At 55.7% G+C, this 20,625-nt stretch carries 15 protein-coding genes and 3 tRNA genes; 13 read left to right on the top strand and 5 right to left on the bottom strand.

Going from position 1 to position 20,625, the window contains the following annotated elements:
* Nucleotides 1-21 precede the first annotated feature (21 nt).
* The 6 genes from PHACT_RS13245 to pepN all read left to right on the top strand — a co-directional run bounded on the left by PHACT_RS13245 (nucleotide 22) and on the right by pepN (nucleotide 8,216).
* Nucleotides 22-2,304, top strand: a complete 2,283-nt coding sequence (locus tag PHACT_RS13245; RefSeq protein WP_083264638.1) for a M12 family metallo-peptidase — start codon at nucleotides 22-24, stop codon at nucleotides 2,302-2,304.
* A gap of 174 nt (nucleotides 2,305-2,478) precedes the next feature.
* On the top strand, nucleotides 2,479-3,369 hold the full coding sequence (locus PHACT_RS13240; RefSeq protein WP_070118753.1) for an NAD(+) kinase: 891 nt from the start codon (nucleotides 2,479-2,481) through the stop codon (nucleotides 3,367-3,369).
* Nucleotides 3,362-4,198, top strand: coding sequence for a rhomboid family intramembrane serine protease (locus tag PHACT_RS13235; protein ID WP_070118752.1), 837 nt, complete (start codon nucleotides 3,362-3,364; stop codon nucleotides 4,196-4,198). Before PHACT_RS13240 ends, PHACT_RS13235 begins: the two co-directional genes overlap by 8 nt.
* A 103-nt stretch (nucleotides 4,199-4,301) precedes the next feature.
* A complete protein-coding gene (locus PHACT_RS13230) occupies nucleotides 4,302-4,568 on the top strand; it encodes a YeaC family protein (protein WP_397389521.1) in 267 nt (88 codons plus the stop codon).
* A gap of 67 nt (nucleotides 4,569-4,635) precedes the next feature.
* On the top strand, nucleotides 4,636-5,466 hold the full coding sequence (locus PHACT_RS13225) for a DUF2797 domain-containing protein (protein WP_070118750.1): 831 nt from the start codon (nucleotides 4,636-4,638) through the stop codon (nucleotides 5,464-5,466).
* Nucleotides 5,467-5,495: 29 nt separating this feature from the next.
* On the top strand, nucleotides 5,496-8,216 hold the full coding sequence (gene pepN, locus PHACT_RS13220) for an aminopeptidase N (RefSeq protein WP_070118749.1): 2,721 nt from the start codon (nucleotides 5,496-5,498) through the stop codon (nucleotides 8,214-8,216).
* 92 nt (nucleotides 8,217-8,308) lie between these two features.
* Here pepN and PHACT_RS13215 read toward each other — a convergent pair whose 3' ends face one another.
* A complete protein-coding gene (locus PHACT_RS13215; protein WP_211284409.1) occupies nucleotides 8,309-9,550 on the bottom strand; it encodes a PQQ-dependent sugar dehydrogenase in 1,242 nt (413 codons plus the stop codon).
* Nucleotides 9,551-9,904: 354 nt separating this feature from the next.
* Here PHACT_RS13215 and PHACT_RS13210 point away from each other — a divergent pair, with 354 nt between their 5' ends.
* Nucleotides 9,905-10,258, top strand: coding sequence for a hypothetical protein (locus PHACT_RS13210; protein ID WP_070118747.1), 354 nt, complete (start codon nucleotides 9,905-9,907; stop codon nucleotides 10,256-10,258).
* Nucleotides 10,259-10,821: 563 nt separating this feature from the next.
* Here the strand turns inward: PHACT_RS13210 and acnB are convergent.
* A complete protein-coding gene (gene acnB / locus PHACT_RS13205; protein ID WP_070118746.1) occupies nucleotides 10,822-13,416 on the bottom strand; it encodes a bifunctional aconitate hydratase 2/2-methylisocitrate dehydratase in 2,595 nt (864 codons plus the stop codon).
* Nucleotides 13,417-13,609: 193 nt separating this feature from the next.
* Here acnB and PHACT_RS13200 point away from each other — a divergent pair, with 193 nt between their 5' ends.
* Nucleotides 13,610-14,065: a DUF1289 domain-containing protein gene (locus PHACT_RS13200; protein WP_070118745.1), complete on the top strand. Its 456-nt coding sequence runs from the start codon at nucleotides 13,610-13,612 to the stop codon at nucleotides 14,063-14,065.
* Between the two features lie 44 nt (nucleotides 14,066-14,109).
* On the opposite strand, the gene PHACT_RS13195 is transcribed toward PHACT_RS13200, so the two are convergent.
* Both PHACT_RS13195 and PHACT_RS13190 read right to left on the bottom strand, forming a co-directional pair.
* Complete coding sequence (locus PHACT_RS13195; RefSeq protein WP_070118744.1) at nucleotides 14,110-14,892, bottom strand: UDP-2,3-diacylglucosamine diphosphatase; 783 nt, start codon at nucleotides 14,890-14,892, stop codon at nucleotides 14,110-14,112.
* 40 nt (nucleotides 14,893-14,932) lie between these two features.
* Nucleotides 14,933-15,439: a peptidylprolyl isomerase gene (locus tag PHACT_RS13190; RefSeq protein WP_070118743.1), complete on the bottom strand. Its 507-nt coding sequence runs from the start codon at nucleotides 15,437-15,439 to the stop codon at nucleotides 14,933-14,935.
* Nucleotides 15,440-15,640: 201 nt separating this feature from the next.
* Here PHACT_RS13190 and PHACT_RS13185 point away from each other — a divergent pair, with 201 nt between their 5' ends.
* From PHACT_RS13185 to PHACT_RS13165, 5 genes are all read left to right on the top strand, one after another.
* Nucleotides 15,641-17,431 carry a glutamine--tRNA ligase/YqeY domain fusion protein gene (locus tag PHACT_RS13185; protein ID WP_070118742.1) on the top strand — a complete coding sequence of 597 codons (1,791 nt, stop codon included), beginning with the start codon at nucleotides 15,641-15,643 and terminating at the stop codon, nucleotides 17,429-17,431.
* A complete protein-coding gene (gene cysS / locus PHACT_RS13180; protein WP_070118741.1) occupies nucleotides 17,431-18,828 on the top strand; it encodes a cysteine--tRNA ligase in 1,398 nt (465 codons plus the stop codon). The genes PHACT_RS13185 and cysS overlap by 1 nt, the downstream gene beginning before the upstream one ends.
* Before the next feature lie 86 nt (nucleotides 18,829-18,914).
* Nucleotides 18,915-18,991 (top strand) — tRNA-Pro (locus PHACT_RS13175).
* Between the two features lie 48 nt (nucleotides 18,992-19,039).
* Nucleotides 19,040-19,115: transfer RNA gene (locus tag PHACT_RS13170), tRNA-His, on the top strand.
* An 82-nt stretch (nucleotides 19,116-19,197) separates the two neighbouring features.
* Nucleotides 19,198-19,274 (top strand) — tRNA-Arg (locus tag PHACT_RS13165).
* A gap of 396 nt (nucleotides 19,275-19,670) precedes the next feature.
* Here PHACT_RS13165 and PHACT_RS13160 read toward each other — a convergent pair.
* The gene (locus PHACT_RS13160) at nucleotides 19,671-20,600 is read right to left on the bottom strand and encodes an FkbM family methyltransferase (protein ID WP_070118740.1); all 930 of its coding nucleotides are present in this window, start codon (nucleotides 20,598-20,600) and stop codon (nucleotides 19,671-19,673) included.
* Nucleotides 20,601-20,625: the final 25 nt, after the last annotated feature.

The raw sequence follows: 20,625 nt of genomic DNA, 5'->3' as shown, positions 1-20,625 counted from the left end.
AATTATGGAAAGTGTAGTCCTATGCCAGTTTTGACAAGCTATCGGGCATTCATCGCATCGGTCAGCCGGGCGCCAACCACGGCCCCGTCGTTGTGGTATGCATGGATGCCGACAATGCTGCTGAGCCTGTTGCTGTTTACGGCATGGGCAGGCCTGGCGCAGGCTGATGCTGCTGACTGGCCGACACCTCCGGTTAACGCCACGTCGGCGGAGCCGGTCAGCTTTCCGCGTACAGACCTGCTTGCCTTGCAGGAGGGCAGTGAGTTTCAGTTCATGTTGCCCGGTACCAGTATTACCCTGGCGTCGGGCAGGACACTGGATGTCATTCATGGCCGGGTAACCCACATCGACGCCTATATTAACGGTGATCGGGTGCTGCGGGGTGTTGGCGCAGGCGCCAGCGGCGAACTGAGCTTTGTGTTGACGCTGGGCGAGGAGGTGCTGTTTGCTGACCTGGGTATTGAAGATCAGCGTTGGTTGATTTCTGCCGAAGGTGGGCAAACCCTGAATGGCTGGTTCTATCAGCAAAACGGCGCGATGGCGTCAGGCGAGGGTGTAGAGTCCGATTTTGTCATTCCCCGTCTCGATTCGCGCTGGTTACGCCAGGCCGAACCCCTGACCTTGAAGGAGCCGGTATCGTCAGGCGCAAAAGTGGCCCGTTCAGAGGCCGGGCTGCAGATCAGCCAGCGCTTCAGTCAGGATGCGGTCACGCTGGGTAACAGCGCTGAAATTGAAATCGTGGTCGAATTTGATAATCAGGGCAGCAGCAGCTTTTCCCGACTCGGTGCCGATATCTACTTTATTCTGGAAGATGCCGAGTTGGTCAGCGCACCAGCCTGTCGTCGACGCACCACACAATCCAATCCACCGCAGCCAGTCCTCAGTTGCGAACTCAGTGGCACGCTGACACCAGGCAGTCGCCGCTCCTTCAGTTTTGTGGTCAGGGTTGGACCACGTGCCGAGCCGGGTCGTGTTGTCAGTACGGTGTTGACAGGTGAGCACCGTCACGACGCCCATATCAACATAGTCAACGATGTCGTGGGTAGCGGTGAGCCGGGCGAAATCAGTGCTTTTAATCAGCGTCTGGCGCAAAAAAGCCATGTTGATCGGCTGGGCAATGTCATTGTTGATGTCATGGCGTTGTACACACCTGATGCACAAGCGGTTTATGGTATTCATACCGCTACCCGGATCAATCAGCTGATCAGTGTGGCGAACCAGATTTATCATGACAGTGGTATCGCGATCACGTTGCGGCCGGTTTATCACGGTCGTGTTGAGTACCCGGCTGCTCAGGCTGACATGCATACCATGCTGCAACAACTGACCTACGGAGAACACAGTGCCTTTGCCAACGTAGCCGCCTTACGTGAGCACTATGGCGCTGACCTGACGGTAGTGTTCCGGCCTCTGGCCGCGCAAAGTGCTCTGTGTGGTCTCGCCAACCTGGGCGGATACCGTACCAACGGTGACCTGACCGCGTTTGATAACAGCGACTTTGCCTATTCCCTGGCGGCCATAGATTGCCCTGTCAGCAGTGTGCTGGCACACGAATTTGGACACAACATGGGGCTGACCCACTCGCATCGCGAAGATGGCGGCGGTGGCACCTTCAGTTTTGCCACCGGCCACGGCGTTGATCACGGTTTCGCCACGGTGATGGCCAACCCCAAGGCCTTCACTGCCAGTGAACGCATTCCGCTGTTTTCCAGTCCGACACTTGATTGCGCCGGCTTACCCTGCGGGGTTGACCATCGGGACCAACACTTTGGCGCCGATGCCGTGCGCACACTGAATCTGGTTCGGTTCCAGGTAGCCGGCTTTAAACCGACCCGGGTGGCCCAGCGTCCGGGGCGACTGGCGGGTTCAATTGATGGCGGCAACAGCTCTACCTATATCGGCGTGGTCGCGAGCACTGACAAGGGCCTCAGCACCACCGCCTCGGTTGGCCTGTCGCAGACCATGGATATCAGCGCGGAATTCTATATAGACCCTTCCCACATTGGACGCCGCGGTCACTTCCATGTGCTGGCAGATCTGAGCAGTGCCGGTCTTGGCTTTGTTCAGCTCAATGATCGCGGTGAAGTGTTTGACTGGCGTGGCGACGTCAACAATCTGGTGCCATTTAATGCGGCCGACAACCTGAGTTCGGTTGAATACCTTCGTATCCTGAATGACTTTCAGCCCTTGTCTGAACTGGCCGGCAAGCCGATCGTATTGTTTGTGGCCTATCGTCTGCTCGACTCCGGCGAACTGATTTATACGCCGGAGCCTCTGGTCGTTGACGTGAGGGCCGCGCCGTAAACCAGCGAAAACGTCTCCCGATCAGCCCGGCAATCAGCCCTCCAATCAACAGCCCTTTGCCACAGCCCCCCGTGTTATACTCGCCAACGGTCGGTTTCGCGCTCGCGTGAACCATGGCAATCGATGCCGTGACCCCGAAAAACAGGACTCTGGCAGCTGGTGGGACGCAAGGTTATGACAACATTCAGGCAGATCGGTCTGGTGGGACGCCCCGGTCACACGGGTGTGGTCGACACGCTGGAGCGACTGATTCAATTTCTGCATTCGCGTGATCTGGACATCATTCTGGAGCACAGCACCGCCGAATTGTTGCCCGATACCAGCACCCGTATCTGCAAGCGACACGAATTGGGCGCCGAAAGTGACCTGGTCGTGGTGGTCGGCGGTGATGGCAGTATGCTCAATGCCGCCAGGGTACTGGTCAATCACAATGTGCCGGTACTGGGAATCAACCGAGGACGACTGGGCTTTCTCACCGACATTCGTCCTGATGAAATTGAAGAGACTCTGGGCGCAGTGCTGGATGGGCACTATCACGAAGAGTCGCGCTTTATGCTGGAGTTCGAAGTGTCACGTGACGGTGCGCTATTGCCAGGTGGCACCGCCTTGAACGACGTTGTTCTGCACCCGGGCACGGCGGCACAAATGATCGAGTTTGAGTTGTTTATTGCCGGTCAGTTTGTCAATTCCCAGCAGTCCGATGGCCTGATCGTGGCCACGCCTACCGGTTCTACGGCTTATTCGCTGTCAGCCGGTGGGCCCATCATGCACCCCAGCCTGAACGCATTGGTGCTGGTCCCCATGTATCCCCATACCTTGAGCAGCCGCCCGCTGGTGGTGGATGCCGACAATGAGATTCGTATTGTCGTGGTCAAGCAGCGCGCAATAACCCCCGTCATCAGCTGTGACGGCGCGGTGCGCTTTCACACCGAGCCGGGTGATGAAATCATTATCCGCAAAAAGGCACAGCCGCTGCGACTGATTCATCCGCATGACTACAGTTACTACGAAGTCTGTCGTAGCAAACTGGGTTGGGGCAACCGACTGGTCAGAGACGATGCATAGAGCTGTTGCCGTTGATGCCGCGTTGGACCTGCGTCCCTTTGTTCGTTATCTGCAGTCGCGTGCGATGCCACACCATATCACCGAGGAATCCGGCAATCTGGTGGTATGGGCGCGCTCGGAGACTGAGGCCCAATTGATTGCCGGTCTGTTTGCGAAATGGCAGAGCGACCAGCTGGATATTCCCGTGGGCACCGAAGGTACTGCTGCAGTGCCCATGTTTTCCGGTAAAACCCTGTTGCAGAATCTGCTAAGCGCGGCGTGGCTGGCACCGGTCAGCGTGTTGCTGATTGTTGTGTGTCTGCTGGTGGCGCTTATCAGTGATCTTGGTGCCGATCCGATGGCAGTGCGCGGGCTGTTCTTTCCGGATCTACGGCAGCTGGGTCTGTTTGACTCACCACGGGTATTTCTGCAGACACTGACGCCGGCGCTACTGCATTTTGGCGCCGTGCATCTGGTGTTTAACCTGTTATGGCTATGGTATTTTGGGCGCATGATAGAGCCGGTGCTGGGCTGGTGGCGTATGCTGGCACTGGTTCTGCTGACGGCTTTTGGCGGCAACATGGCGCAATATCTGTGGGCCGGCAATGGCATGTTCGGCGGCATGTCGGGCGTGGTTTACGGTCTGCTGGGTTTTATCTGGATGTGGCAGACCCTGCAGCCACAGTCTGTGTTGCGCCTGCCCACCGCCATGATCACCGTGTTTCTGGTTGCGCTGGTGTTGATGGGTGTACTGGCATCGGGCATGATCGCCACCGCTGCGCATCTGGGCGGGCTGGTCAGTGGCATGCTGGCCGGGCTTGCCCTGGGTGCCTGGCGTCGACACAGATGACATTGATAAAACGATGGCCTTGATTGAACAATGATACAGGTGGCATATAAAAGAGGTTGTTATGTCTGACAAAAAATTTGAATCGCTGCAGGATATTCTGGCCATGATGAATCCTGAGGTGCATATGAATCTGAAGACGGCGGTGGAGCTTGGACGTTGGCCCGATGGCCGTAAACTGAGCCCGGAACAACTGGAATATTGCCTGCAGGCGATCATCGCCTATGAGCAGGAGTTTTTACCGGAGCAGCAGCGGGTCGGTTATATCGATCGCACCGGATTGAAAAAAACCGAGTGTGATGACGCTGATTCCAACTCAGGTTCCAACCCAGATCCCAATAAAGTCATGCCCCTCAACGTAACCAAACACTGAGTCGGGACTGACGCATGCCGGCTGCCTGCTGATACGGGTGGCAGGCGACCACAGGAGAAAACAACGGATGCAAGTTCTGGCCCAGGGCCTGATGCGCAAGATGCATAGTCGACTTGAGACGCCGGTGGACTATCAATTGCCGCTGGCCGAATCACTGATACCCATGAATGCGCTGTTAGGCAAAACTGTCAGGTTGCGCTATACCGGCAAGATTCAGTGTGTACATTGTGGTCGTAACACCAACAAAAGTTTTAACTCCGGTTACTGCTATCCCTGTTTCCAGTCGCTGGCGCAATGCGACAGTTGCATTATCCACCCGGAGAAATGCCACTACGATCAGGGTACCTGTCGCGAACCAGCCTGGGGTGAAGAATACTGCATGCAGGATCACATCATTTACCTGGCCAATTCTTCCGGCATCAAGGTCGGTATCACCCGCGCAACACAGGTGCCCACGCGCTGGGTGGATCAGGGTGCCGTGCAGGCTCTGCCCATTGTCAGAGTCAGAACCCGATTGCAAAGCGGGGCGATTGAAGTCATGTTCAAACAGCATGTGGCCGACAAAACCAACTGGCGCGATATGCTACGCGAGGGCGATCAGGTGGTTGATCTGAATGCCGAAAAAGCGAGGCTGCTGGATCTGTGTCATGACGATCTGCAAGACCTTGTGCAGCGCTTCGGTTTTCACGCGATCAGCGTATTGCACGGCGTTGACCCGATTGAAATCCGTTATCCGGTGCAAGGTTACCCGGACAAAATCGCGTCGTATAATTTTGACAAGGACCCGCTGGTGGAGGGAACACTGCTGGGCATCAAGGGGCAGTACCTGATGTTTGACGGCGGCGTCATCAATCTCCGCCGTTACGGCGGTTACCATATTGAATTGAGCAGCACATAAGGCATCGACACACAGAGGTAAACAAGCGCATGCGAGACGCACAGGCCCGAACCATTTTTCTGAAAGACTACCAGGCACCTGCATTCCTGATCGAAAAGACCGAGTTGCATTTTGATCTTGATGAAACCCGGACCCGGGTGACGTCCCGGCTCGTTTTGCGGCGCAATCCGGATCTGGCAGGGAATGTTGAGGACACATTGCAGCTGGACGGTCAGGACATGGTGCTGGAGTCGTTGCGCATTGACGGCAACGAACTGTCATCAAATGATTATGTCGTGGCCGATGAGTCATTAACCATCAACTCGGTATCGGCGTTTGCCAGCCAGTCGCCGGATGCGGGGTTTGTGCTTGAGTGCGTGACTGTAATCAAGCCCCAGGAAAATACCAGTCTGGAGGGCCTGTACAAGTCCCGTACGATGTTCTGCACGCAATGTGAGGCGGAAGGGTTCCGCAAGATTACCTATTACCTTGATCGGCCTGATGTCATGTCAGTGTTCACCACCACTATTGTTGCCGACAAGGACAAGTATCCGGTGCTGTTGTCCAATGGCAATGATATCGCGCACGGTGATCTGGATGGCGGCCGGCACTGGGTCACATGGGAAGACCCGTTTCGTAAACCCTGCTACCTGTTTGCCCTGGTAGCCGGCGACCTGAAACATATCGAAGATACCTTCACCACCTGCAGCCAGCGCGATATCACGCTGCGTATTTTTGTCGAAGAAAAAGACCTGGATAAATGCGATCACGCCATGGACTCGCTCAAGCATGCGATGCGCTGGGATGAAGAGGTGTATGGTCGCGAGTATGACCTGGATATCTTCATGATCGTGGCAGTTGATGATTTTAATATGGGGGCCATGGAAAACAAGGGCCTCAATATTTTTAACACCTCCTGTGTACTGGCCAATCCGGCCACGACCACCGATCTGGCATTCCAGCGCGTGGAAGCGGTGGTGGCGCATGAGTATTTCCATAACTGGTCGGGTAACCGGGTCACCTGTCGTGACTGGTTCCAGCTAAGCCTGAAAGAGGGCTTCACGGTGTTTCGTGACGCCGAATTCTCTGCCGACATGGGATCGCGTAGCGTCAAGCGCGTTGAAAACGTCAGTTTCCTGCGCACCGCCCAGTTTGCCGAAGATGCCGGGCCCATGGCTCATCCAGTGCGACCTGACTCCTATATGGAGATATCGAATTTTTACACCCTGACCATCTATGAGAAGGGTGCCGAAGTGGTGCGTATGATCCGTGAGCTGTTAGGGCCGGAGAAATTCCGCGCGGGATCGGACCTGTATTTTGACCGTCACGACGGCCAGGCGGTTACCACCGAGGATTTTGTGCTGGCCATGGAAGCGGCCAGTGGTGTTGACCTGGGGCAGTTCCGGCGCTGGTATACGCAGGCTGGCACGCCACAATTAAAAATCAGTGACAACTATGATGCATCGGCGCAAACCTACGAACTGCTGGTTAGACAGTCGTGCCCGCCAACGCCGGAACAGTCTCACAAGGACGCTTTCCATATTCCGCTGCGCATGAGTCTGTTGAATGCTGATGGCGATGAACTGCCCTTGGTACTGTCGGGCGAGCCGGCGGCATCGGATGCCCCCACCGAAAGAGTTCTGGACGTGACCAGTGATGTGCAGAGCTTTGTGTTCAAGGGAGTTAAATCCAGGCCGGTGCCTTCACTGCTGCGTGGTTTCTCGGCGCCAGTGAAACTGCAGTTTGATTATTCGCGTGATGATCTGCTGTTTATCATGACGCGTGACAGTGATGGTTTTAATCGCTGGAGTGCGGCACAGGATCTGGCGGTTGCTGTTATCCAGGAAATTCTGCAACAACACCAGCGCGGGCAGTCGCCTGGTATTGATAAGCGGCTGCTTGATGCGGTGGGCGATATCCTGCGCAGCGCCGTCGCTGATGCCCGTGGCTCAGGTGAACTTGATCAGGCGATGTTGGCGCAGCTATTGAGCCTGCCTTCAGAAGCCTATCTCAGTGAGTTGTCCAATGAAATTGATGTTGATGGTATTCACTGGGCACGGGAAACCCTGGCCGATGCGCTGGCGGTGGAACATGCGGAAAACTTTGCTGATCTGTATAAACTGTGTCAGTCAGATGCCCCTTACAGCGCCGACGCCGCCAGCATTGCCCGTCGTACGCTGAAGAATTGCTGCCTGGCCTATCTGGTCCGCACACAGGAACCGCGCTGGCTGGAGATCTGCTACCGACAGTTCAATGAAGCCGGCAACATGACCGACGCCGATGCGGCCCTGCGTCTGCTGGTCAATAGCCCGGCGGAGGCAGCACAACCACTGCGGACGCAGGCACTTAATGATTTCTATGAACGCTGGCAGCATGAGTCGCTAGTGGTCAATCAGTGGTTCAGTGTGCAGGCCATCGCGTCTCGTCCGGGCACACTGGCGCAGGTGAAACTGCTAATGAATCACAAGGCGTTTGATATCCGCAATCCCAACAAGGCGCGGGCGTTGATCAGTGCGTTCTGCAACATGAATGCAGTGAACTTCCATGCCCTCAGCGGCGAGGGTTACACCTTCCTCGCGGATCAGGTTATTACCCTGAACCGCTTGAATCCGCAGATTGCAGCGCGGCTGCTGACACCCCTGACACGCTGGCAGAAGTACAATCAACAGCGTCAGCATCTGATGAAAGCCGAACTGGAACGCATCCAGGCGGATCCGGAACTGTCCAGGGATGTTTATGAAGTGGTCAGCAAGAGCCTGAAGGCCAACTGATTTATGTGATTTATGGGGACGGAGGAGATACTTTGTGCCGTAGGCAAAAGTATCTCCTCCGTCCCCATACATAAACCTCCGCCCCAATAAAATTAATTGGCAGGCGTGATTCGCAATATACGGTCGGGCTGCTCGCGATGGTGTGCCGTCATCTGTCGGCCATCGTGATTGCTGGTACCAACATAGATGGCGCCATCAGGACCCGTTGCCAGCGCGCGCAACCGACCGTAAACGCTATTTCCTTCACCGTCGTTAAACCAGCGCTCAATCGCTGTGGGTTTGCTCGGGTTTGACGGATCCTGGAAACGGATTCGCATCAGATTCTGACGATCCTGAGGCTGAAACCCCAGTACGGATACAAACAGATCGTTCTGCAATTCAGGCATCAGGTCATTGTCATAAAACATGACATCGCCGGGCGGAGAAGACGGTACGAAAGTCAGAATCGGATCGACATAATCCGGTGAGTCAATAGCACCCACCATCACCGGCCAGCCATGGTGGCGGCCACCTTCAAGCACCACAATGCGGTCATGTGCCATCAGGCCATCTTCGCCGGTAGGACCGTGGTCGCCGGTGAACAGGTTGCCGGTGGCGGGTTGCCAGCTCAGCCCGTGCGGGTTGCGCATGCCATGAGCCCAGATCGGATTGTCTTCCCAGGGGTTGTCAGCGGGTACCTCTCCTTCAGGGGTGATGCGCAGCACGGCGCCGGACAGGTCGTTCAGATCGTTGGAACGTTGCCGTTCAAAGGCATCGCCAGTGGCTACATACAACATGCCATCGCTACCGAACTGAAGCGTGCCGCCACTGTGGCTGCCGCCCTGTGCCTGCGCTGCCAGCTCATCATAAAGCACGGTTTCTTCACCGGCACGACCCTGATCATCTGTGTAATAACTGATGCGATTGTAGGGCCCCTCATCAGTCATGTAGGTATACATGACATAGACGCGCGGATCGGCAGGGTAGTCGGGATGGAATGCCAGGCCGGTCAGGCCGCTTTCGCCCTGGAAAAAGATGCGCTCTTCAATTGACAGCCAGGGTTGTGGATCCATGACGCCATCGGCGGAAATGATGCGAACGCGGCCAGGACGTTCGGTAACAAACATTCTGCCATCGGGGGCAAATTTGATGCTCCAGACCACCTGCAGATCGTTGGCAAATTCTTCTACTTTATAATCTGAAGGCTCGGATATCCATTGTACTGTCGGCATTGGCGGCAGCTCACCCCGAATAATTTCGTTCTGTGCCAGAACGGGCACTGACACGGTGGTGAGCAGGGCGCCAAGCAGGGTGGTGGAAATGGTTTTGTTCAGTTTGAGGTTCCATTGTTTCATAGTGACGTCCCGGTACGTGAAATGGCAGGCATTCAGTATAGGGTTAGCGAATAATTGCGTCACCTCGCTCTGCCGCATGCTTGCGGTCATGCATCCCGTTCCTGGTTCAGTTGTTGTTAAGTCTGATCGTGCAGTAATAACGGTCGCCGGGTTGGCGGATTTTGCCAACAGGTGGTCGTCGCTGAGACTTTACGGCGGCGTTGGCAACAGTGATGTTTATTGGCTTTAAATAAACATAATATAAATCAATAGCATGCGCTGTTTTTTGAGTCTGGCACGAAAGCTGCATTTGCCCTGTCATGACACGTGCAGGTGCAGGTGGAACATTTAACAATAACAGGAGTTATAAACCGCATGATCAGATTAATCGGATTGGTATTGGTGGCAGCAACGATGACGGGCTGTTTGTTCGTGGTTGATTCGCGCGAGAGCATTGGTGATCAACAGTGGGACCAGGGGGAGCTGGATCGTGTCGATGTGGGTAGCACGCGGGCAGACTGGATACGAAACAATTTTGGCAGCCCGGATCGAGTCAGCACTTATGACAATGGCCGGGAAGTATGGCGCTATCGCAACACATCGGAACGGGAGTCGGAGATTGGCCTGTTCCTGTTGTTCAACATCAATATCGAACGTGAATCGGCGGAGACGTTGGCGTTGGAGATAAGTGATGGGGTGGTGACAGATTATTGGGTTGAGAAACGCTAACGAACTCACCTTTGGTGTCGGGGGGCTGCACTTGCCCCGGCACTTTTTTTATTCTGCTATGAACTAGTCGGTGTTTCTTGAGACCGGGCCGGGGGCTGGAGGAAGGACTGGGAACCGACCATCTTCTTTACCCCCACACCCTGCGGTGCGGAACTCGACCTCGCAGCACTGCTGCTCGGGACTCAAACAGTCCTACCGCTGATCGGGTGTGGGGAAAAAGAAGAATACATGGCCTGATTGGTTCCCAGTGCTCCCTCCAGCCCCCGGCCCTTGTGCCAATCTGCGACTGAATGCGTGCACTAGGCCCGGGTAGCGGGTGGCAGCATTCAGCCCAATCAGGCCGCGTTTTTCCTTTTGCGGGTCACCCGATCAGCGGGCGGGACTGTCTGAGTCCCGAGCCCGCGAAGCGCGCGAGGTCGAGTTCCCCCCCGCCGGGTGACACGTGAAAGGAAGCGGTCGGGCTGAATCTGCCACCCGCTGGCCGGGCCGTTGTCCAAAAAAAACGGGCAGGAGTCTGAGACCCACTGCCCGTGCCGCTTGAGGATGTGGCAATAACTTAGGAGTTACGCCACGTTAGCGATGTTGGTCACCGGGATCGCTTTCTGGCGTTCCGCGGCTTCCATGTACGACTTGATCTCGTTGAAGTTCAGATAACGGTAGATGTTGTCAGACATGGTTTTGACATTGCCCATATACGACATGTACTCATCCATGGTCGGGATTTTGCCCAGAGCCGACGCTACTGCTGCCAGCTCCGACGACGCCAGGTATACATTGGCACCATCACCCAGACGGTTCGGGAAGTTCCGTGTCGACGTTGAAATCACCGTTGATCTCGGAGCCACCCGCGCCTGGTTACCCATGCACAGTGAGCAGCCCGGCATCTCGGTACGTGCGCCGGCGACGCCAAAGACACTGTAGATGCCTTCTTCGGTCAACTGATGCTGGTCCATTTTGGTGGGCGGTGAAATCCACAGGCGAGTCGGCAGAGAGCCGGTAACCTGCTTAAGTACTTCACTGGCCGCACGGAAGTGACCGATGTTGGTCATGCACGAGCCAATGAACACCTCATCAATCTTGGTGCCCTGAACATCGCTCAGCGTTTTCACATCGTCCGGATCGTTCGGACAGGCCAGCAAAGGCTCCTTGATTTCATTCAGGTCGATCTCGATGATCTTGTGGTACTCCGCATCCGCGTCCGGCTCCATCAGCTTGGGTTCTTCCAGCCAGGCTTCCATGGCGCGGGCACGACGCTCCAGCGTCCGCGCATCGCCATAACCTTCGCTGATCATCCAGCGCAGCAGGGCAACGTTGGAGCGGAAGTATTCACTGATCGGCTCCTGCCCCAGACGGATGGTGCAACCAGCAGCCGAACGTTCGGCGGAGGCGTCAGACAACTCAAATGCCTGTTCCACTTTCAGGTCCGGCAGACCTTCGATTTCCAGGATGCGGCCAGAGAAAATGTTCTTTTTGCCTTTCTTGGCCACGGTCAGGTCGCCCGACTGCAGCGCCGCGTAAGGAATCGCGTTGACCAGGTCGCGCAGCGTGATGCCTGGCTGCATTTCGCCTTTGAAACGCACCAGTACTGATTCCGGCATGTCCAATGGCATGACGCCGGTGGCAGCCGCAAACGCCACCAGGCCGGAACCGGCCGGGAAAGAAATGCCCAGCGGGAAACGGGTGTGAGAGTCACCACCGGTGCCAACGGTATCAGGCAACAGCATGCGGTTCAGCCAGCTGTGGATGATGCCGTCGCCAGGGCGCAGGGCAACGCCGCCACGGGTCTGGATAAAGTCAGGCAGCGTGTGCTGCGTGTCGATGTCGACCGGCTTGGGGTAAGCCGCGGTGTGACAGAACGACTGCATCACCAGATCGGCAGAAAAGCCCAGACAGGCCAGGTCTTTCAGTTCGTCACGGGTCATCGGACCGGTGGTGTCCTGTGAGCCAACGGTGGTCATCTTGGGTTCGCAATAGCTGCCCGGACGCACACCTTTAACACCACAGGCCTTGCCCACCATTTTCTGTGCCAGCGTAAAACCGTTGTCGCTTTCGGCTACCTGGAACGGAATGCGGAACACGGTAGAGTGAGGCAGGCCCAGGGACGCGCGCGCCTTGTCGGTCAGACCGCGGCCAATGATCAGCGGAATCCGGCCGCCTGCGCGAACTTCGTCCAGCAGCACATCGGTTTTTAAGTCGAAGTCGCAGACCAGCTCATCGCTGCCGTGCGCGAGTACTTTGCCTTCGTAGGGGTAGATGTCGATGACATCGCCAGTATTCATGTTTTCCACATCACATTCAATGGGCAGGGCGCCGGCATCTTCCATGGTGTTGAAGAAAATCGGGGCAATTTTGCTGCCGATGCAGATACCGCCATCGCGCTTGTTGGGAATAAAGGGGATGTCATCACCAATGTTCCACAGCACCGAGTTGGTGGCGGATTTGCGTGATGAACCGGTACCCATGACGTCACCGACCAGCGCGACCGGGTGGCCTTTCTTTTTTAATTCGGCAATCTGTTCGGCAGCATTGGTGACACCTTCACGTGGCATTTTGTACATAGCCAGTGCGTGCAGCGGAATATCCGGACGTGACCAGGCATCGGGTGCCGGTGACAGATCATCGGTATTGGTTTCGCCAGGCACTTTGTAAACGGTGGCGGTCAGCTTCTTTGGCACTTCCGGACGGTTCAGGAACCATTCGGCTTCGGCCCAGGATTCCATCAGAGCTTTGGCGTTGGCATTGCCGGCCTTCACTTTTTCTTCCACATCGTGGAAGGCATCAAACATCAGCAGGGTGTGCTTGAGCTCTTCCGCCGCTGCTTCGCCCAGTGTTTTGTCATCCAGCAGGTCAACCAGGGTGGTAATGTTGTAGCCGCCAAGCATGGTGCCCAGCAGTTTAACGGCGTGTTTGCTGTCGATCAGCGGTGATTTTACTTCACCTTTGGCAACGGCTGACAGAAAGCCCGCTTTCACGTAGGCTGCTTCATCAACTCCGGCGGGTACACGGTTGGTGATCAGGTCCAGAATGAACTCTTCTTCGCCAGCCGGCGGGTTCTTGAGCAGTTCTACCAGCTCGGCAACCTGTGCTGCGTCCAGTGGTTTGGGCACGATGCCCATTTCAGCTCGTTCAGCCACATGCTTGCGATATGCTTCTAACACAGTAATCCCCTTCAGCTTGGTATGATGATAGATTGGGTAAGCGGTGAAAAATGGGCCATGATTTTAGTGTAAAATGGCAAAAATTTCCAGTTGTACGTCCACTCATACGCAGGCGGACGTGCACAGTTCGACACAAACATCCTAAGACAACCCCAGACAACCCAAGATAACCAAAGACAACCCAGGACAGACCATGACAAAAGCGGCGGTCAAGACACCGTGCATCGGAATTTGCTCCACCACCTCCGTTGGCGACCCCATCTGCCGGGGCTGCAAACGTTTTGCCTTTGAGGTGATCGACTGGAATGCCTACTCCGAACAGGAAAAACTGGCGGTATTGCAGCGCATTGAGGCGCTGGTACAACCCATCGTGGAAGCCCGTTTCATCATCCGCAACAGCCAGGAGCTGGCGGCAGGGCTGAAACGGCAGGCGGTGCCCTGTAATCCGGACATGTCGCCGGCCAGCTGGCTGCACAGCCTGCTGAAGAAGCGGCATCGCCAGATCCAGAGCTTAGCGGAGTATGGTGTGGATGTTCGCGAGGAGTGGCAGCACCTGACGCTGGCCGAACTGGCGGAAGACATGGATGTGCAGTTGCTGCGCTTATGCGAAGCACACCGCGTGCGCTATTTCCCGGAATTGATGTCCTGACTCGGAAACTTGCCTGTTCAACATCGAGGTACCCGTTTCGACACTCAGGCGTTGGCGGCGGCGACCTTCTCCGGATGCGCAAACGGTTTGAGGTCATAACCATCCGCACTGAACTCCAGCACCCAGGCCTTCTGATCCCAGCTTCCCAGCACAATGCGGACGGCTTCATCGCTGCCGTTGATCGGATGATCATGCAGCCGGATGGTATGGATGCCGGGCCGGTGCGTGTGCCCGTGCACCAGAATATTGACCTGCAGGGATTCCATCAGGTTGATGACCTCCTGATGGGTCACATCCATGATGTCAGAGGCTTTCTGACTGTTGGCATCCTGGCTCTTCTGACGAATCTGCTGTGCGACCATGTGCCGTTCCAGCAAGGGGCGATCGAGAAAGGTCTGTTGCCAGACGGGATCGCGCATCTGCTTGCGAAACGCCATATAGGCCGTGTCCCGGGTACACAGGCTGTCGCCATGCACCAACGCCACCCGCCGGCCATAACACTCAATGACCGTGGGCTCCTGCAATAGCTCGGCACCACAACGCTCAGCATAATCCTGACCGATCAGAAAATCACGATTACCATGCATCAGGTAAATGCGGGTGCCGGCCTGGCTCAGTGTCATCAACTCGGCGGCGACCTGATCGGCGACGTCGCTTTGATCATCGTCACCGACCCAGGCCTCAAACAGATCCCCCAGAATATAGAGCGCATCCGCCCCTGGCGCCCGGGTATGCAGAATCGCGAGCAGACTTTGCAGAATGGTCGGCGTATCGGTATCCAGGTGCAGATCGGAGATAAACAGGGTTTTGTTCTTGTTATCGCTCATATTCAGCCATGAATCCGTTGATGACTTGTATCGTTGGTGGTTACTTGTCGTCGGGGTAGGTGACTTCCGTGGCGGTAATAATCACCTCATCCAATGGTACATCCTGATGCCCACCGACATAACCGGTTTTACATTGTTTTATGCGGTTCACGACATCCATGCCATCGGTGACCTTGCCAAACACGGCATAACCCCACCCTTGCGAGCTTTTGTTCTTGTGATTAAGAAAAGCATTGTCACCGACATTGATGAAAAACTGTGAGGTGGCCGAATGCGGATCGGAGGTGCGTGCCATGGCCAGCGTCCCGATATCATTGGTGAGGCCATTGTCAGCTTCATTCTGGATAGGGTCGCCGTTGTCTTTCTGTTCCATGCCGGACTCGAAACCGCCGCCCTGAATCATGAAGTTATCGATGACACGATGAAAGATGGTGCCGTCATAAAAGCCGCTGCGGGCGTAAGCCAGAAAATTGGCAGCGGACAGGGGAGCATTGTCAAAATCCAGTTCAATGTGGATGTCGCCGTAGTTGGTTTTTAAAACAATCATGATGCACTGTGCTCTTAAGGTATAAATGGATGGTGATATCGTTTAATTGTCATGTATCGGTGCGGTCGGGCAAAAAAATGGCCGGATTGGGGCTGTTTGCCAGCGCTCGGGCACGTTTAAACCGCCATCGCCTCTTATGAGAAAGGCTGCGAATCGTTATACTAATGGCTTTGAGCCTCCTGAGAAAGCAGAATTGCCACTATGACAGACGCAAGCAAAACCGATCACGCTGAAATCCCCGCGAATGCTGACAAGTCCGACAGCAAGGGTCCATCAAATTTTATCCGGCATCTGGTGGATCAGGACCTGGCGGCAGGCAAACATGGTGGCCGCGTTCAGACCCGGTTCCCGCCCGAACCCAATGGCTTCCTGCACATTGGTCATGCTAAATCGATCTGCCTGAACTTTGGTCTGGCGCAGTCCTATTCCGATGCCGGTTATACAGGCGCCTGCAATCTGCGTTTTGATGACACCAACCCGGAAAAAGAAAGCCAGGAGTATATCGACGCCATTCGTGAGGACATCCGCTGGCTGGGTTTCAACTGGCAGGGTGATATTCGTTATACCTCGTCCTATTTTCAGCATCTCTACGATTTTGCCGTTGAGCTGATTCGTCTGGGCAAGGCGTATGTGTGCAGTCTGACACCGGACCAGGCGCGCGAGTACCGTGGCACCCTCACCGAACCCGGCCGTGACAGCCCGTTCCGCAGTCGCACTATCGAGGAGAACCTGGACCTGTTCACCCGCATGCAGGCGGGCGAGTTTGACAACGGGGCGCACAGCCTGCGCGCAAAAATAGACATGGCATCGCCCAACATCAACATGCGTGACCCGGTTATTTACCGCATTCGCAGCATCAACCATCACCAGACCGGGGAAACATGGAAGGTGTACCCGATGTACGACTACGCGCACTGCATTTCCGATGCGTTGGAACATGTCACGCATTCGCTGTGTACGCTGGAGTTTGAAGATCACCGGCCACTGTATGACTGGATCCTGCAGAACCTGCCGGATGAGTCGTTGAATGCCGCCTGTGTCGCGCTGGGCAACAAAACTGCGGAGTCGGCTTATGTGATGCCGCAACAGACCGAGTTTGCGCGCCTGAATATCAACTATACGGTGATGAGCAAGCGCAAACTGAAAGAGCTGGTGGAGCTGGGCCTGGTCTCGGGCTGGGATGATCCGCGCATGCCGACCCTGTCGGGCCTGCGCCGCCGTGGCTTTACCCCGCACAGCATTCGTCACTTCTGCGACATGATTGGCATGAGCCGCAGTGAGAGCATTGTTGATGTGGGGATGCTGGAGAGCAGCATTCGTGATGATCTGGATAGCAACGCCCCGCGTGCCATGTGTGTGTTGCGTCCGTTAAAAGTCACGTTGAGCAACTATCCGGCCGGCAAGCAGGAACTGCTGCAATTGCCGAAACATCCTAAAAAAGATATCGGGCACCGTGAGCTGCCATTTGCAGCGGAGTTGTTTATCGACCGTAGCGACTTTGAAGAAGTACCACCGCCCGGTTTTAAACGCCTGACCACAGGTTCGGAAGTGCGCCTGCGTGGAGCCTACGTGATTCGTTGCGACGAAGTCATCAAGGATGATGCAGGCGAGGTGATTGAGTTGCGTTGCAGCTATGATGACCAGACCCTGGGGCAGAACCCGGTAGGTCGCAAGGTCAAGGGTGTGATTCACTGGGTGCCAGCCGCCACCGCAGTCGCGGCTGAAGTCCGTATTTATGACAGATTGTTCCTGAATGCCAATCCCGACGACAGGGCATTTGATGATTTCAAGGACAGCCTGAACCCGGACTCATTGCAGGTGCTGACCGGTTGTCTGGCAGAGCCGTCGCTGGCGCTGGCAGCAGCCGAAGACAGTTTTCAGTTTGAACGCGAAGGTTATTTCTGTGTTGACCGCATTGACAGTGAGCCAGGCAAACTGGTGGTCAACCGTACGGTCAGCCTGCGAGACTCATGGGCGAAGATATCAGGATGATGAATAACGATTTACAGATCTACAACACGCTGTCACGCAAAAAAGAGCGCTTTGTGCCCATGCAGCCGGGCAAGGTGAACCTGTATGTCTGCGGTGTCACGACCTACGATTACTGCCATATTGGTCACGCACGCATGTTTGTTGCCTTCGATGTCATCGTGCGTTATTTGCGTTATCTGGGTTATGACGTCAATTATGTGCGTAATATCACTGATATAGATGACAAAATCCTGCGCCGCGCCAAGGAAAACGATGAGTATTTTGCCGACCTGACAGAGCGATTTATTGCCGCTTCGCATGAAGACGAAGCAGCCCTGTCTGTTTTGCGTCCTGATCACGAGCCGCGCGCTACCGCGCATATCACTGAGATCATTACCATGATCGAGAAGCTGATTGCGCAGGAGTATGCCTATCGCGCCAGCAACGGCGATGTGTATTACGCAGTGCGGCAATTTGATGGTTACGGCAAACTCTCCAACAAGAACCCGGAGGAGTTGCTAGCTGGCGCCCGCATCGAAGTCGGTGAGCTGAAGCGTGATCCGCGTGATTTTGCGTTATGGAAGGCGGCCAAAGACGAGGAAGTGGGCTGGGACTCGCCCTGGGGTTATGGTCGACCGGGTTGGCACATTGAGTGCTCGGCAATGTCGACTTGCTGCCTGGGGGAGTCGTTCGATATCCATGGCGGTGGCTCCGATCTGATGTTCCCACATCACGAAAACGAGATTGCACAATCGGAAGCAGCCACTGGCAAACATTTAGCCAATTACTGGATGCATAATGGATCGGTGCGAGTCGACAATGTAAAGATGTCGAAGTCGCTGGGCAATTTTTTCACGGTGCGTGAGGTGTTGGCCAGGTATCCGGCAGAAGTGGTGCGCTATCTGCTGGTGGCAAGCCAGTATCGTAGCCCCATCAACTATTCGGATCAGGGGCTGGAACAGGCAGCAGCGGCGTTGGAGCGGCTGTATCTGGCAATTCGTGATGCGGGCGCGGAGACAGCCCGTGACTTGACCAACAGCCGTTATGAAAAAGCGTTTCGCCAGGCCATGGATGACGATTTTAATACGCCTGAGGCCGTGGCTATCCTGTTTGAACTGGCACGGGACCTGAATAAGGCGAAAGCTGAGGACCCGGCGCATGCGGGTGAGCTGGCGAGACTGCTGGTGAAGCTGAGTGGGGTTCTGGGCCTGTTGCAGGGTTCAGCGGAGGACTTTCTTCGCAATAGCGCTGCTGACGTGGATGCGGCGGCCATTGATGATCTGATCGCGCAGCGGCGACAGGCGCGTCAGGACAAGAACTGGGCGCTGGCGGATGAGATTCGCGATAAACTTAATGCCATGAAAGTGGTGGTGGAGGATGGCGCGGATGGCAGCCGCTGGCGTATTGAAAGGGAGTAGAATTTCCAATCAATCGTTGACGGACCTGCCCTCCATGAGTATTATGCCGTCCTCGCGATGACGATGGTATGTTTTCGGGGCGAATTCGGGGTATAGCGCAGTCTGGTAGCGCGCCTGCTTTGGGTGCAGGATGTCGGGAGTTCAAATCTCTCTACCCCGACCAATTTCGCAAACGTATACATTGGTCATTACGATCGACAGTTGATTTATGGTGGTTGTAGCTCAGTTGGTAGAGCCCCGGACTGTGACTCCGGTTGTCGTGGGTTCGAGCCCCATCAGCCACCCCATATTCCCAGCGCATCCCGTTGAAGGTCTGTTTTCCGGCAAGGAGGCAGACCGGGTTGTCAGCAGCGGAGCAGAGCCTGCTTTGCGCCCGTAGCTCAATCGGATAGAGCACCGGCCTTCTAAGCCGGGGGTTGCAGGTTCGATTCCTGCCGGGCGCGCCAAACATAATAGGTCACCTTAGGGTGGCCTTTTTTGTTTGGCGCGCCCGGCAGCAGAATTGAACCTGCCGGTTCGACAAAACGGCAGGAAAGCCGTTTTGGATGACCGCAGGTCACCCGTAGGGCAAGGGCCATGGATGGCCCGCGTCATTCCTGCCGATTCGGCTATGTTCGAGAGCGGCCCGGTCAGCGGGTAGCAGATCCAGCCCGACCGCCTCCTTTCACGGATCACCCGGCGGGGCGGAACTCAACCTCGCAGCTGCGCTGCTCGGGATTCAGACAGTCCTCCCGCTGATCGGGTGATCCGCAAAAGGAAAAGCGCGGCCTGATTGGGCTGAATGCTGCCACCCGCTACCCGGGCCTTGTGCAAGCGTCGAAGGGAGCTGGGATCTCGCGGACTTACACACCGACCCGGGGAATCGTTTGCCGGTACTCCAGCGGGCAGGCGATCAGGTCATCCTGGCCGGTGTCCAGTGGTCCGGCGTAGGGAATCAGGTCATAGGCGCCGCTGATGCGTGATTTGCCGTCTTTGCGGCGGTTCTTGCTGCCGTCAGAGTTGCGTTTGTTGAACTGCAGCAGCACGTAGTTCTCCGGCAGGCACTGCATGATTTCGTCGCGGGTTTTGAATGACAGGGCATTGCCGTAGCTCAGTTCACAGATGATCAGTGGCCGGTAGCGCTGCAGGGTTTTCTGCAAGCCCTGCAGGGCCGGTTTTTCAAAACCCTCCACGTCAATCTTGATCATGTGCAGATAGTCTGGTGGGTTGTCGGCAAAGTAATCGTCTCCCCGTATCAACTCCAGCTCGCCGAGCAGGACATTGCCCTTTTCAGTGGTGCTTTCGTCAAAAGAGCCAATGCCGGCGTTATCGCCGGTAGGGGCATAGAACGCCTGCAGGGTGTTGTCATCGCTCAGGCCCAACGACTCTACCTTGATGTTGCGTATCGCATTCAGTCGAATCTGATGCGCCAGGCGCTCGCGGACTGGCGCATAGGGCTCAAAGGCGATGACAGATTTGGCGCGTTGCGACATGAATAACGAATGCTGGCCGACATTGGCGCCGACATCCACAAACACACCGTCGTGTTCGGCAATGGCCTCAATCGCGTCCCGCATGAAATACAGCAGTGGTTTTTCAAATGCGCCGTAGAAATAAATGGCGAAATCAATGTTGTTACTCAGATTGCCATGATATTCCAGACCAAAAAAATCCGAAGTGAATTCATAGGCGGGCGCGTAGCCGCGTCTGCGCATCTGTTTGTAGATGGCGCGGGGCAGCGCGCCCGGCAGTCGCTGTTTCTGGTGCCACAGCAGCATCAATAATCGTTTCATCGGGAAATCCATGACCGATATGTCG

This window comes from Pseudohongiella acticola (assembly GCF_001758195.1).
In the GTDB taxonomy this organism is placed as follows: Bacteria; Pseudomonadota; Gammaproteobacteria; order Pseudomonadales; family Pseudohongiellaceae; genus Pseudohongiella; species Pseudohongiella acticola.
This window is presented reverse-complemented; position numbering and strand designations above follow the sequence as displayed.

Excerpts from the sequence above, each read along its gene's own strand:
- PHACT_RS13245 (WP_083264638.1), top strand. The coding sequence starts at position 22 with ATGCCAGTTTTGACAAGCTATCGGGCATTCATCGCATCGGTCAGCCGG.
- PHACT_RS13240 (WP_070118753.1), top strand. The coding sequence starts at position 2,479 with ATGACAACATTCAGGCAGATCGGTCTGGTGGGACGCCCCGGTCACACG.
- PHACT_RS13235 (WP_070118752.1), top strand. The coding sequence starts at position 3,362 with ATGCATAGAGCTGTTGCCGTTGATGCCGCGTTGGACCTGCGTCCCTTT.
- PHACT_RS13230 (WP_397389521.1), top strand. The coding sequence starts at position 4,302 with ATGATGAATCCTGAGGTGCATATGAATCTGAAGACGGCGGTGGAGCTT.
- PHACT_RS13225 (WP_070118750.1), top strand. The coding sequence starts at position 4,636 with ATGCAAGTTCTGGCCCAGGGCCTGATGCGCAAGATGCATAGTCGACTT.
- pepN (WP_070118749.1), top strand. The coding sequence starts at position 5,496 with ATGCGAGACGCACAGGCCCGAACCATTTTTCTGAAAGACTACCAGGCA.
- PHACT_RS13215 (WP_211284409.1), bottom strand. The coding sequence starts at position 9,550 with ATGAAACAATGGAACCTCAAACTGAACAAAACCATTTCCACCACCCTG.
- PHACT_RS13210 (WP_070118747.1), top strand. The coding sequence starts at position 9,905 with ATGATCAGATTAATCGGATTGGTATTGGTGGCAGCAACGATGACGGGC.
- PHACT_RS13200 (WP_070118745.1), top strand. The coding sequence starts at position 13,610 with ATGACAAAAGCGGCGGTCAAGACACCGTGCATCGGAATTTGCTCCACC.
- PHACT_RS13195 (WP_070118744.1), bottom strand. The coding sequence starts at position 14,892 with ATGAGCGATAACAAGAACAAAACCCTGTTTATCTCCGATCTGCACCTG.
- PHACT_RS13190 (WP_070118743.1), bottom strand. The coding sequence starts at position 15,439 with ATGATTGTTTTAAAAACCAACTACGGCGACATCCACATTGAACTGGAT.
- PHACT_RS13185 (WP_070118742.1), top strand. The coding sequence starts at position 15,641 with ATGACAGACGCAAGCAAAACCGATCACGCTGAAATCCCCGCGAATGCT.
- cysS (WP_070118741.1), top strand. The coding sequence starts at position 17,431 with ATGAATAACGATTTACAGATCTACAACACGCTGTCACGCAAAAAAGAG.
- PHACT_RS13160 (WP_070118740.1), bottom strand. The coding sequence starts at position 20,600 with ATGAAACGATTATTGATGCTGCTGTGGCACCAGAAACAGCGACTGCCG.